The sequence below is a fragment of the Pseudomonas sp. P4_C1 genome (assembly GCF_056402155.1).
This window is the reverse complement of sequence record NZ_JBFUHY010000007.1, coordinates 67,071-80,072: the sequence shown is the minus strand read 5'-3', so window position 1 is coordinate 80,072 and position 13,002 is coordinate 67,071. Positions and strand designations below refer to the sequence as shown.

The following is a 13,002-nucleotide window of genomic DNA, read 5'->3' as shown; positions in this document are numbered from 1 at the left end:
CATTCCTTAACGCTATTTGCCGGAATCGACAGCTCTACAGTAGACAAACAGAACCCTGACGTGCCGCCGCAGTTCACTGATCAAGTCCCGCTAATGCGGGACCTTCCCTACACTCGGTAGTCCGATTTGATGGCCAGCAAAGCCTGGCCCTTCAGTCCAAGGAGATACACATGAATCGTTCTGTGCTGTTAGGTTTTTTCGTTGTTGCTTCCATGATGGCTTCCACTTCGTTTGCGGCCGAAAAAGACCAATGCGCGGTCAACCTGCAAACCATCGAAAACGGCAAGGCACAGATTCCCGGGGAAATGCTTGACCAGGTGGATGCCTCCATCAAGAAAGCCAAAGCCGACCAGGCAAAAGGCACCAAGGCAGGTATTGATGATTGCATCGCCGAGACCAACCAAACCATCATGGACGTCACGAACGCGCACAAAGGCGCGAAGTAACTCAGTTCAAGGCCAACCTTCGGGTTGGCCTTGTCGGCGTACATCAACAACGGAGTACTGCCAGCCGGGAGTTCAAAGCCCGGCTGCGTCCGACACGAAGCAAACCAAAACCCGCCAGTTGCGGGTTTTGTTGCATTTGGGGCCTGGAAATGTGTAACCGTCCGCATCGCTGGAAAAAGCTCGACACGTTTTCTGAAAAAACCGAATTCTTGCGTTGAATCGTAGTCTTTGAAGTAAGCCCCATCCGATCGTGGCTGATTTTTCCGGCTCGGCCTGGCCGTCCACTCATACGGCAGCACCGAGACCATCAGTTCAAGGAGATATCCATGAAACGCAGCACACTCGCTGGTCTGTTCATTTCTGCTGCAATGCTCGCCTCTCCTGTATTTGCTGCGGACAACAACCTTTGTACGAGCAAGTTGCAAGAGCTCAAAGGCAAAGTGAATGCGCTGCCGGCGACCTCCGGAAACACCTCAATGGAGATCAAAAGACTGATGTCCAGCGCCGAGGCCTCACAAGCCTCCGGAGACGACAAAAAATGCGTCACCGAGGCCACCCAGGCATTGGCACTCGCTGACAAACAGAGCAACGAGCCAAACCCATGATCTGTGGTGGTCAACCTTCGGGTTGGCCTTCCGGGGCGTGATGACGTACACTGTACATGCCTGCTGCTCACTTGATTCACAGAGCATCAGGCTCGGGGCCGTTTAGGATTCGACGCCGGTTGCGAAACTTTAGGTGCATGCCGAGTTGGTAACAGAACTCGTAAATCCACTGTTGCAACTACTTATAGTTGCCAATGACGAAAACTACGGCCAGGAATTCGCTCTCGCTGCGTAAGCAGCCTTAGCCCTGAGCTTCTGGTACCTTCGGGTCCAGCAATCACCAGGGGATGTCTGTAAACCCAAAGTGATTGTCATATAGAACAGAATCGCCGTGCAGTACGTTGTGGACGAAGCGGCTAAAACTTACACAACTCGCCCAAAGCACCCTGCCCGTCGGGTCGCTGAGGGTTAACTTAATAGACACGGCTACGCATGTAGTACCGACAGCGGAGTACTGGCGGACGGGGGTTCAAATCCCCCCGGCTCCACCACTTCATCATCTAAAGACGTCCACGGACGTCTTTTTTTGTGCCTGAAATTCAGCAAAATCAAGGGTTTAAGCGCTATTGGGCTCCGTAGAGGTTTTCTGAGTTCCAGCCGTTTGGGTATTCCAAATGGTATTCCAAGCCATCCGGTGCTATTTTTTGGAATACCAAAACGGTGTCAGAGGAAGCTCTCATGCCTGCTCCAGCCCTTCGCCTCTCCGACCGCCAGCTCAAGGCAGTCAAGGCAAAAGACAAGGATTACGTCCTTAGCGATGGTGACGGCCTTCAGCTCCGAGTCAGGAGCAATGGCTCGATGCTGTGGAACTTCAACTACCGCGAGCCGGTAACCAAAAACCGTATCAATATGGGGCTGGGCACGTACCCAGAGCTCTCATTAGCGAACGCCAGGAAAAAAGTGGTTGAAGCGCGCGAGCTGCTGGCACAAGGCATTGACCCCAAGGTGCAACGCAATGCACAGGACGAAGCCAAACGAGCGGAGACGGAACACACGTTCGAGAACGTGGCCACCGCTTGGTTCGAGCTGAAGAAGGACTCCGTCACGCCGGCGTACGCAGAGGACATTTGGCGATCGCTCACGCTGCACGTATTCCCAGACATGAAAACAACGCCGCTCTCGAAAATTACCGCACCGTTGATCATCGAACTGCTTCGCCCAATCGAAGCCAAAGGCAGTCTCGAGACAGTGAAGCGGTTGAGCCAACGGCTCAACGAGATCATGACTTACGGGGTGAACTCCGGGCTGATTTTCGCTAACCCTCTCAGCGGCATTCGAGCGGTATTCAAGAAGCCCAAGAAAGAGAACATGGCCGCGCTACGACCCGATGAGCTTTCCGAGCTCATGGTGGAAATCGCGAACGCCAGCATCAAGCGGATCACCCGCTGCCTGATCGAATGGCAACTGCACACCATGACCCGTCCTGCTGAAGCGGCTACCACCCGATGGGCAGACATCGACTTCGACAAACGCATCTGGACCATCCCGCCGGAGCGCATGAAAAAGCGTCGTCCGCACACCATCCCGCTGACCGAACAGGCACTCGCGTTACTGGAGACGCTCAAGCCCCACAGCGGCCACAGGGAGTACGTGTTCCCGGCAGATAGAAACCCGCGCACCCACGCCAATAGCCAGACCGCCAACATGGCGTTGAAACGCATGGGGTTCCAGGACCGCTTGGTCAGCCACGGCATGCGCTCCATGGCCAGCACCATCCTGAACGAGCATGGCTGGGATCCGGAGCTGATCGAAGTCGCGCTGGCGCATGTCGACAAGGACGAAGTCCGAAGCGCTTACAACCGAGCGGACTACATCGAACGCCGGCGTCCGATGATGGCTTGGTGGAGTGAGCACATTCAGAAAGCGGCCACTGGCAACCTGTCGGCATCTGCGATCAATCAAACCAGGGACCACAATGTCGTGCCGATACGGTGAGCGCTCACCGGACGCCGCCGGTAACCGAGAATGACTCCCTAGATGGAGTGATGGTTGATTTGGCGACAGCGGCGACACCGGTGACAACCCGCGTAATACCTGGCCTGCAGCATGGCGACAGCGGTGGCGACTGTCGCCGTTGCAAGCCTCGCTCGTGGGGCTTTTTCGGCCAAGCCCACGCGAGCGGCAAGGCTCCGCATTCCCACTCGCATGGGCTCACATTAAAAACCGACGAACGACCACCTGGCCATGGAAAACCACCGGCCTCCAAGGTCTTCCAGCGCTACCGATTGGCGCAAGAGTCGCCCCCAAAATGCTGTTGACCGCGAGCAAAACGAGCACTAAACCAGAACCGTACAAGCGCTGTCCTCGACAGCACCCAGGTAGCCAGAACCTTTAAGGCTACGCCGCATCGTGGTGGTTCTCCCCGAAGTGCGATTAGCGTCCGGCGGCTCGCACGGTCACAGCGATGTGATGGATGCCACTTCTTCCAGAATGCCCACTGCGGCAACTCATGCCCCCTCCTGGCTGCTCTGCAGCAACTTATTCGCTTGGCCATTTCTTGCGCCAACCTATTGCCCGTCTCTTTGCCCCCTAAAGAGACGGGCGCTCATCCCACTGCTGCAACCCACGCCTGATCGGGCTCTGTGGCACTTCACCGCGTGACAATCGGCATGACAAAACCGATTCGACACCTCTCGCATTAACGCTGGCAACGGTGCCGCAGCCCAGGACAGGCTGCACCTGACTGACAGTCAGGCATGCCCCGCTCGCAACGTTGATGCCTTTTCCCGCCCATGGTCTCGCGGTACCGGACTCGTCAGCCGGTGCAGCCTTCACCCGCCCGCATCCTCAGATGCGTTCAGGAGGCCAGATCGATGGGGAATGCCCGTGCTCTTGGTCGTAAGGAGCCGTCCGTTCCGCGTCAGTGAACACCCTCACAGGCCGCAGGGGCCTCTATCCCTGATAACACTCAACATCCGTGGCGGGAACGTGAGGACAACACTGGGAGAACAGGAGACAGGTGATGCTGCAATCAACATGGCGACTACCGCCGCAACCGTTGCTGGAGGCCAGCCAGGCGCCATTGGATTATCCGGTGGCCGCAATCGGTGATCTGCTGGGACCAGCCGTCGAACGCATGGCCGAGGTGATGGGCGTGCCAACCGAATTGAAGTGGTCTCTGCTTACATCGGAGGCCGAAAGTTACCAACCCCTTCGACATGAAGTTATTCCTCAGCGGAGTGTTCAGCGGCTCATATGCCACTCGGCGGCGCCATATCAGACAAGCCAGGACCATGCAAATGGCGATTCAAAAACGCTGGAAACGAGACACCCCTTGGAACTGGAATATCAAACACGTGAAATGGTTTATAGATCGGCATCTGGAAAATCACACCCCATCCACTCGGTACTACTATCTGCTCACTGTAAAACTGATCTACAAGCGTCTGGGAAAAGGCACTCGGCGGGGATCGGGCAGTGTTTTTCAATGACAAGGGACAGCCACAGGACATCTTCCAGCACAACTCAAACGGCTCACCAAAAACCCGAATGATTGCGCCTCAAGAGCCCGTCTGAGCGATACCGAAGCGCGTTATCCACCCACGACCATCGGCAACACCTTCGGCAATCCGCTGCGAGGAAGATCCTCCAACCCATCGATACCGGACGCCAAGTAACGGCTACGCCACTTGAACACTACCGGTGCCGAGATGTTCAGCCGGAAGCTGATTTCCTTGGGGGAGAGTCCGCTTTCCAGTAACAGCAGAATCGAAGCCCGGGTGACACTTCTATACGGCAGAAGTCCGGAACGGGCGATTTTCTTCAGTCGCTCGCGGTCTTCGTCCAATAGTAAAAAGTTGATTGCCTTTCTGGCCATGAAGCCTCCTTGGTTAAATCATTCAAGTCTGTTTATTTGCTGGCTGAAGCCATCAGCACGCCAAAGCAAAAGAAGGTGATACCCGACAGTTTACCGACAATCCTGGCGCCCTTGTTCGTGGAGAGCCAGCCTCTTGCGCCGTTGGCCATGAGGGCATATCCGGTATGAACCAGTACGACGAGCAAGCTATAGGACGACACCAGCAAGAAGAACTGGCTGTAGTAGTTACCCTCCGGTTTGATGAACTGAGGGAATACTGCGAGAAAGAAGAAACCGGCCTTGGGGTTCAGCAACTGGATCGACAACGCCTCGACGAATCGACGCCACGGACGCGACGAAGTGACTTTGAGTTCGGGGATAAAACTCTTTGTACGCCACATCTTGATCCCCAGGTACAACAAGTACAGTGCGCCGATGTATTTGAGAATGGTGAACGCAGTGGCCGAGGCGGCCAGGATCAACCCTACGCTACTGGCGGAAATACCCGCCACGACAAAAGCGCCCAACGCGATACCGAAGATGCCGGGCAGCGAACCGGTCCAGCCGTGACGCAGCGAGTTGGAAATCGTCAGCACCACCCCAGGACCGGGGCTGAGCACGGTCAGGGTTGCCAGAATTAGAAACAGTCCGTAACTAGCCATGAATCACTCCACTAGGCAGGGAACTCAGAAGACTCTGTGTAGCCCAAACGATGTACTTGCTTAACAAACCCGTGAACAACAACCCGGCGCCGGTGACATAGAGGCAGGGCTGAATGTGCTTGTAGTAATTCCACACGCGCTCACTGCTCAGGGCCTGAATGCACGTCGCGCCATCCAGTGGCATCACGGGCAGCATGTTGACCACACAGAGGAATAGATTGAGAGACGCGCAGGTCTCCAGAAACGCGACCAACCAGGCGTGTTCCTGCACCTGGTTGCGCACACCGATGCAGAGTGCGGCCAGCAGCAGGTTTGCCACCGGCCCGGCCAGTGCGGTGCACAATAGCCCGGCCTTGCGAGAGGACAAATGCTCGCTGATCGGCACCGCTTTGCCCCAACCCACCAACATCCCGGGCAGGGTCATCAGCGACGTCAGGATGAATAGCGAAAACGGCACCACCGCCGTGCCCAGCAACGAGCAATGCTTGAGTGGATTGAGGGAAACACGCCCGCCCGCCACCGCCGCCCTGTCACCAAACAGCGCGGCCGTCAGCGCATGGGCAGCCTCGTGCACCGTCACGGCCAGGACCAGCGCCGGGATCAATATCGACAGTCCAGCGAGCAGATTAGCCATGACCTCCCCTCCCTACTCCGCACGCTGCTCAAGGGCGGCAAACGGCTGAGTCACGTTTGCGTGATCCTCAATCAGTGGCTTGATAGCCTTCATGATCGGCTGGACCGCGCAGCCGAAGTTCACCACGTACTCGGCGCGCAAGGCGCGGATGTTGCGCTTGAACCGTTCGTCCTGGGTAAGTGTCGGCAGATAGTCAGTTAACCGGTCGATGTCCTGCTCGGTCAGCCGCAGACCGATGTCGTTCAACACCGTTAATTCCCAGGGATCGTAGGGCAGATCGCTGGCTTCGGTGCCTTCGCGTACCGGCTCGATGCCCACAGTGATCACCGGTTTCTCGAACAGAAACGCGTAGTCGAAAATCACCCCGGAGATATCGGAAATCATCACGTCGCTTTTGGCCATGGCCTCGAACGGAATCGGCGAAAAGTCCCACTCCAGGCGCAGGTTGCCGGGGAACAACGCTTGCAACTCCTGGATCAATGCCGGCTCCGACACCAGGCTTTGCGGATGAGGACGGATGATCAGGTTGATGTCTTGCTGCGTCAGCCCATGGAGAAACTTGCTGCCGTGCAGGCTCAACAGACCATTGCGTCCCCAGGTTGGCGCCAGCAGGACCGTTTTGACAGGGCTGACGCGCTCCGGGGTCAGGTTGCGTAACTGGTTGACCAGATCATCGTAATAAAGGCACCCGCCCATGATCAGTTGCTTGGGCTTGGAGCCACGCAAGTTCTCCAGGAAACGCAAGGTGCGCTCCTGGTGAGGACCGTTGATGACGACAGAGTCGAAGTAATCGAAGGAGTAAGGCCGGTTGAAGGCCTTGTCGGTCGGTGCGTGAACCAGGTGCATGTAGTGCTTCACCTGTTTTGAGCGTTTGAACTGCATCACGTCCAGCCCCGGCGTGGTCGAGATGCACACGTCAGCCTTGATCCGTCCGAGCAGCGCCCAGGCTTTATGGCCATCGCCGATAAAGCACGTGGTCAGGTCGGCATGGGCGGTCAGCCCGGGGTCGTTGCTGTCCGAGGTCAGGTACAGCGTTTTTATACGAGCCTTAGCCAGTTGCGCCAACAGGGGTTTGAAGGTGCCGTAATACCGCGCGCCCTCGGAGTAAATCACCACCGACCAGGTGTCCAGCACGCTTCGTTCGGCGGTGCCTTCCGCGCCTTTGGCCGAGCCGCTCAACTTGTAGTAGAGGCCTTTGGCAGAATAAAAAACCGTCGTGACCACCCCGRCAATCAGCGAGAACAGCAGGCTGCCAGTGCCCGGATCAAGGTAAAGACCGACATAAGGAATCGCCACGGCGTGTTCAAGCAGGATGGTCATTGCAACTTGCTCCAGTTGGCCGGAATCGAGACGTCGTCCTTCACTTCATACGTGTTGAGAATCTTGTAAGAGTCGGCGTTCTGCCCTTGGGGTTGCCACGGGGTTTCGTACAACTTCACCGGTTCCGTCAGCGGTTTGTAGGTGATGCGGTTGCCGGTGTTACGGTCCACACAACCGCCGATCACCTGACAGACAATGCCCGGCACGCTGGCATTGGAAATGAACTCGCGGCTTTCTTGTGGCACTCCGTGGGCGCCGAACGGTTTGATCAGCAACAGGTTCTGGAACTGCGAATACACTTCCTGTTTTTCGGCGTCATGGAAGCCATCCAGCAGTGGGTTGCGCGAAGGCCAGCCATGGTCCGAGACCAGCACAAACATGGTGTTGTCGTAGATGCCCTGCTGTTTGAACCAGTCCAGGTATTTGGTCACACCGCTCATGGCGCAATAAAAGGTGTCGTAGATCTCGGCGGTGTCTTCGCTCTTGAAGAACTCAAGTTCCTGAGGGGTGGTTTTCAGGCTCTTGTTCGGCACGCAGCTCTCGTCCAGCTTGAGCACCGCGCGGGTGATGTTGTTGGCCATGAAGGTAAAGGTCGGGCCAGGTGCTGCGGTATCGGAAATGCTCGGAAGTGCCAATAGCGAGAAGTAGTTCTCGAGAAACTTGTCTTCACGCTTCCACCAGGACAGCGAGGCACCTTGCCAGTTTCCGGCGTCATACACCTGCCCCTTCATGGCGTTGGGCACCGCCTTGTAAATCGAAATCGCCAGGTACTGCTTGAACACTCCCCACAAGTACTCGGTGTGTTTGCCGGACATATGTTTGTTGGTTTCCTGCCGACCGATGGTGTCGATGACGTGAATGCAATCGCCGGCACGCCCCTCAACGAATTTGTTGCAGTCACCACGACGGGCGAAGCCATACCAGAACGGGTCGACGTATTTAACGCCATAGCCCTTGGCGGCAAAGTTTTCCGGATAGAGCATGTAAGCCTGGTTGACCTTGTCTTCCAGGTTGCCCGGTCGATCGTTGATGTTGGCCGCGGTGTAATCGAACCCGCCAAACACCGCCGGTAATGCGTTGAAAGTCCGGTTGCCGGTGGACACCACGTTGGAATACCAGGTGAAACCACTCAGGCGTTCGGCCATGCTTGCATCACTTTTCAGCAACTTGGGGATGTAACCGGCCATGGAGCCGTCAATCATCAACACGACGATGTTTTTCTCAGTTTTCGAGAACGAGATCGTTTCTTTGCCGTCGTTACCGGGCGGAGGTATTGCAGCGATTTTCGAGGCCAGCGTGTAACCCGAGAACAAGGCATATGCCGCGCAGATCAACACAAATAGCGTGAGGAACTTACCTGCCTGCACGGCGAAACTTTTCAGCACGATCAACGCGGCCAGCAATGCACCGACACACACGGCAACATCGACAATCAAGTGCTCCCGGGAAACCACCAGGGCCTTGGGGTCAGAGAACTTGAAGTTGTCGATCATCCCCGCATCCAGCGGCAGGAAGAAGCTATAGACGATACCGACGATCAACGCCCACAACCCAATCACCGTCAGGACAGAAAGCACATGGCGGTGTGAAACCGCGCCGATGACAAAGATCAGCGCCAGGTACGCAACAAACACCACCGCATGAGTCGCGGCATAGATCGTCAAGTAACCACCGAGGCCAGTGACATCATCCTCGAAACTGGTCAGCGCCAAAGGCGTGGCCAGAAACAGCAGTAGATAAAGCCCCGCGAAAGCCAGGAGAAACAGCTTGAGTGGTTTTTCCCGGGTCTGCGCCACGGCATTCGCCCCCACGGCATACGCGGGGCTCGTCGAATTAAGCATTGGAAATCCTTCGAAGTGTCGAGCCAGATCGGGCAACTCGATAGACAATATTTTTTATTAGCGAGAAGAGGTTGTTGCAGATCCAATACAGCACCAGCCCCGATGGAGAGGTGTACAGCAACACAAAAAACACCATCGCCACGATCCACGTTTGCATCCGCTCCTGGGACGAAAGATCTCGGCTGTAAATGTAGGCCGAGATCAGATTGATCACGGTCATGACGATGGGCAACAGGTTGACGCCGTCCAACAAACCATCCGGCGCGCCGAGATTGGCGATGCCCAGAAAGCTCTTTTCCCAGATCGGTGGGTAATGGCTCAGCAAGCCATAGGCGGCGATGAACACCGGCACCTGAATCAACAACGGCACCAGGCCTCGCAGTGCGAAGACCGGGTGGTAATGATGTTGCCGGTACAGGGCMGAGATCATCATGTGCCGTTCATAACCGCTGAAGCAGCGTTTGAACTCTTGAACTTTCGGCTCCATTTTTGCCCGGGCCGCGCGCTCTTTGTTCTGCACCTTTTCAGCAAAGTGGTAGACCGGCAGCAACACAAAGTTGAACACCAGGCTGAGGACGACAATTGACGTCCCGAAGCTCTGGGTTCGTGTGTAGCTGGTGTCCAGCACCCATTGAAAACAATGGGCGATGGGCAGGATCAAGACCTCATAGAGAACAACAAACATGGCTCACCTCAGGAAAGAACCAACGCCGAGGTGCTGAAAATTTCGTTGGCGATTTCCAGGTCCTCGGCCGTATCGACTTCGAACCATTTCTCATGGGTAACCACCACCGGCCGGATCACGTAGTCGTTCTTGATCAGACTGTCCATTGCATACTCCAGCGGAGCCTTGACCCCATTGAGATGAACCGTGATCTTGATATGCTCCTGCAAGGTCGCGACCGCCGGGGCGGTCATCGCCGTAATGTTTACGGTCTTGAATGACGACAACAGCGGGAAGTCGGCATCGCGCACCGACTCATGCCGCCACGCCGTCACTTTCTCACTGTTGATCAAGGCGAAGGTGCCGGTCAGTTCGCTCGAATAAGGCGCCAGCACCGTGGAAAACTCCTGTTCGCCCAAGGTTTTCAATGACGCCAATGAGCGCGCCACCAGCGAGTCCTCGACCACCACATCGCCCTCGAACACCACGACATCGTGACCTTCCGGCACCGCGTCCAGGCACAGGCTCAGGGAGTAAACCGAACCCGACCGCGCGTAGATCGGGTTATGGACGAACACGCTCTTGATCTCTGGATGGTTGCTGCGGATGTAACTTTCCAGCACGTCACTCAAGTAGCCGACGCCCATAATGACGTTCGCCACGTTTTGCGACTGCAGTTGAGTCAGCAAACGGGTAATGATGGTTTTGCCGGCCACTTCAATCAGGCATTTGTTTTTCGACAGCGTCTGATCTTCCAGGCGAGAACCCAGACCCGCCGCCAGGACAATCACAGAAACAGGGTTTTCCTTTTTCATTTTAGGGCTCTCCTTAGTTAAATTTTCCGAAAAACTCAGTCAGACGCTGCATACCGGTTTCAACATCGGCATCGCTCACGGCGTAGGAAATCCGAATGCCGCTGGAGTCGCCAAACCCTGCGCCGGACACTACCGCCACCTTGGCTTCAGCCAGGATCAACTCGACCAGGGCATCGGTGGTCTGAACAACCTTGCCGTTGTACTGCCGCCCGATAAACCACTGGATATTGGCGAACACGTAGAACGCACCGTCCGCTCGGGCAGCGCTGAGATGCTCGATGTGGGTCAGGTTTTTTTGAATGACCTGCAAGCGCCGATCGAGGATCGCGTTAGCGGTAGTGATGAAATCCGTGGACTGGTCCAAAGCCTTGGACACAGCCACTTGGGCAACCACGTTCGGGTTGGACGTGGTATGGCCCTGAAGGTTTTCCATGGCCTTGATCACGTCCACCGGACCGCTGGCGTAACCCAGTCGCCAGCCGGTCAAGGCCATGCTCTTGGAGAACGAATTGATGATGACGGTGCGTTCTTTCAGCTGTGGAATGAGCGAGACGATGTTGTGGTGCTGCCCGCCGTTACGAATCAGTCGGGAATAGCATTCGTCGTAGATAATCCACAGGTCGTGCCGGATCGCCAGTTCGCCGATCTTGCGCAGTTCGGCCTCGTCATAAACGGCGCCGGTCGGGTTATTCGGTGTGTTGATCAGGATCGCTTTGGTGCTCGGCGTAATCGCGGTGCTGATCAGATCGGCCGTCAACTTGTAGCTGTCCGGTTTGGTATCGACCAGTACCGGTTTACCGCCCGCCAGCTCGATTTGAGTAGGGAACGTCACCCAGTAAGGGATCGGAATGATGACTTCATCACCCGGATTGATCAGCACCATGGCAGTGTTGTACAACGCCTGTTTGGCACCAGCGGTCATGCCCACTTCGTTCCAGGCGTAATTGACACCCAGTTCCGCCGAGATATAGGCGGCCAGTTGCTCGCGAATCTTCTTCTCGCCCAGCGCTGGTGTGTAGGTGTTGCACTTGCCCTGAATGGCCTCGATCGCAGCTTTTTTCAAGCTATCGAGGGTGTCGAAGTCGAGTTCGCCAGCGGCGAAGTTGATGATCGACTCACCCTTTTCTTTCAGCTCGTTGGCTATGCTGCGCATGCGAGAAGTGCTAGGCGCAACCACCTGAGCGTTGCGATCGGCCAAGGTTGGTCTGGTCATTATTTTGTTCCCGGAATGAGTTCGAGGATTTCTTTGATCGACAGGCAGGCGGGCTCAACTTCCAGTGTTCGGCCCGAAAACAAGATGCTATCGGCAACGGTTTTCATCGCCATATAAGCCGAACGCAACATATGGTTCGCATAAATAACCACATTAAAGCCTTCAGCCTCTAACGCCTCGAACGATATACTTGAATAACTGGTCGGCACACAGACCAATGGAACCGTTGGATGTTGTTGACGGAAGCGCTTGGCGAATTCAAATATTTCATCGGGTGATTCTTTGCGACTATGAATCATCACGCCATCGGCACCGGCGCCAACATAGGCATCGGCGCGAGTCAGTGCATCTTCGATGCCAGCATCGAGAATCAAACTTTCGATGCGCGCAATAATCATGAAGTCAGTGGATATCTGCGCCTGTTTACCGATATGAATCTTATTACAGAAGTCTTCGATACTTTCTTGTTGCTGGAATACGTCATTGCCGAACAACGAGTTCTTCTTCAATCCGGTCTTGTCTTCGATGATCACCGCCGAGCCCCCCAGACGCTCCAGCGAACGGACGTCATAGGCAAAGTGTTCGGGCTTGCCGCCGGTGTCGCCGTCCATGATCAACGGCTTGCGGGTCACTTCGAAAATATCGTTTACATTTCCCAGGCGCTCCTTGATATCCAGCACTTCGATATCCGGTTTTCCGCGAGCAGTGGAGTCTGTCAGGGAACTGGACCAGAAACCGTCGTATTCGCGCTTTTGCCCGCCGACCGTTTGCGATGCGTTCTCGGCCAATATCGCGGATATCGGGTTATGCGCTTCAAGAAAGCGCAGGCAACGCTTTTCGGCCAGCAAGTTCCTTAGTGTCGCTCCGCGGCGATCGGCAGAAATAAACTTGGATACGGTTTCACGGCTCATTACTTTTCCCCAGGCAATAGTTGGCTGTTACGTCAAAATCTAAAGTTCGACGATCAGAGAGTGCGATTGTTTTACTTAGTACAAGCCTGGCTAAT

At 55.7% G+C, this 13,002-nt stretch carries 13 protein-coding genes and 1 other RNA gene; 5 read left to right on the top strand and 9 right to left on the bottom strand.

The genetic code is table 11. The features are described 5' to 3' along the window. The first annotated feature begins 170 nt into the window (after window positions 1-170). The 5 genes from AC1DU9_RS07355 (at window position 171) to AC1DU9_RS07335 (ending at window position 4,482) form a co-directional block, all read left to right on the top strand. Window positions 171-446 carry a hypothetical protein gene (locus AC1DU9_RS07355; protein ID WP_223458557.1) on the top strand — a complete coding sequence of 92 codons (276 nt, stop codon included), beginning with the start codon at window positions 171-173 and terminating at the stop codon, window positions 444-446. 326 nt (window positions 447-772) lie between these two features. Then, on the top strand, window positions 773-1,051 hold the full coding sequence (locus AC1DU9_RS07350; protein WP_223458555.1) for a hypothetical protein: 279 nt from the start codon (window positions 773-775) through the stop codon (window positions 1,049-1,051). Window positions 1,052-1,145: 94 nt separating this feature from the next. Further along, window positions 1,146-1,542: a transfer-messenger RNA gene (gene ssrA, locus AC1DU9_RS07345) on the top strand. A 187-nt stretch (window positions 1,543-1,729) separates the two neighbouring features. Further along, entirely contained in the window at window positions 1,730-2,986 is a 1,257-nt protein-coding gene (locus tag AC1DU9_RS07340; protein ID WP_223458553.1) for an integrase domain-containing protein, read from the top strand. Window positions 2,987-4,290: 1,304 nt separating this feature from the next. After that, window positions 4,291-4,482, top strand: coding sequence for a hypothetical protein (locus tag AC1DU9_RS07335; RefSeq protein ID WP_317851112.1), 192 nt, complete (start codon window positions 4,291-4,293; stop codon window positions 4,480-4,482). A 101-nt stretch (window positions 4,483-4,583) separates the two neighbouring features. Here the strand turns inward: AC1DU9_RS07335 and AC1DU9_RS07330 are convergent, their stop codons facing one another. The 9 genes from AC1DU9_RS07330 to aepX are packed head-to-tail and all read right to left on the bottom strand — an operon-like array spanning window position 4,584 to window position 12,907. Continuing rightward, the gene (locus AC1DU9_RS07330; protein ID WP_411740698.1) at window positions 4,584-4,868 is read right to left on the bottom strand and encodes a helix-turn-helix domain-containing protein; all 285 of its coding nucleotides are present in this window, start codon (window positions 4,866-4,868) and stop codon (window positions 4,584-4,586) included. A 32-nt stretch (window positions 4,869-4,900) separates the two neighbouring features. Further along, entirely contained in the window at window positions 4,901-5,509 is a 609-nt protein-coding gene (locus AC1DU9_RS07325; RefSeq protein ID WP_108219795.1) for a LysE family translocator, read from the bottom strand. Further along, on the bottom strand, window positions 5,502-6,143 hold the full coding sequence (locus AC1DU9_RS07320) for a site-2 protease family protein (RefSeq protein ID WP_223458550.1): 642 nt from the start codon (window positions 6,141-6,143) through the stop codon (window positions 5,502-5,504). Before AC1DU9_RS07320 ends, AC1DU9_RS07325 begins: the two co-directional genes overlap by 8 nt. Before the next feature lie 12 nt (window positions 6,144-6,155). Beyond that, window positions 6,156-7,463 carry a CDP-glycerol glycerophosphotransferase family protein gene (locus tag AC1DU9_RS07315; protein WP_477809972.1) on the bottom strand — a complete coding sequence of 436 codons (1,308 nt, stop codon included), beginning with the start codon at window positions 7,461-7,463 and terminating at the stop codon, window positions 6,156-6,158. After that, window positions 7,460-9,304 carry a sulfatase-like hydrolase/transferase gene (locus tag AC1DU9_RS07310; RefSeq protein ID WP_223458546.1) on the bottom strand — a complete coding sequence of 615 codons (1,845 nt, stop codon included), beginning with the start codon at window positions 9,302-9,304 and terminating at the stop codon, window positions 7,460-7,462. Before AC1DU9_RS07310 ends, AC1DU9_RS07315 begins: the two co-directional genes overlap by 4 nt. After that, window positions 9,297-9,989 (bottom strand): YidC/Oxa1 family membrane protein insertase, encoded by a 693-nt coding sequence (locus AC1DU9_RS07305; RefSeq protein WP_223458544.1) that lies wholly within the window; start codon window positions 9,987-9,989, stop codon window positions 9,297-9,299. Before AC1DU9_RS07305 ends, AC1DU9_RS07310 begins: the two co-directional genes overlap by 8 nt. An 8-nt stretch (window positions 9,990-9,997) precedes the next feature. After that, complete coding sequence (locus AC1DU9_RS07300; RefSeq protein ID WP_223458542.1) at window positions 9,998-10,783, bottom strand: phosphocholine cytidylyltransferase family protein; 786 nt, start codon at window positions 10,781-10,783, stop codon at window positions 9,998-10,000. Between the two features lie 13 nt (window positions 10,784-10,796). Then, the gene (locus AC1DU9_RS07295; RefSeq protein ID WP_223458540.1) at window positions 10,797-11,996 is read right to left on the bottom strand and encodes a pyridoxal phosphate-dependent aminotransferase; all 1,200 of its coding nucleotides are present in this window, start codon (window positions 11,994-11,996) and stop codon (window positions 10,797-10,799) included. After that, the gene (gene aepX / locus AC1DU9_RS07290; protein ID WP_477809971.1) at window positions 11,996-12,907 is read right to left on the bottom strand and encodes a phosphoenolpyruvate mutase; all 912 of its coding nucleotides are present in this window, start codon (window positions 12,905-12,907) and stop codon (window positions 11,996-11,998) included. The genes AC1DU9_RS07295 and aepX overlap by 1 nt, the downstream gene beginning before the upstream one ends. Between the last annotated feature and the right edge of the window lie 95 nt (window positions 12,908-13,002).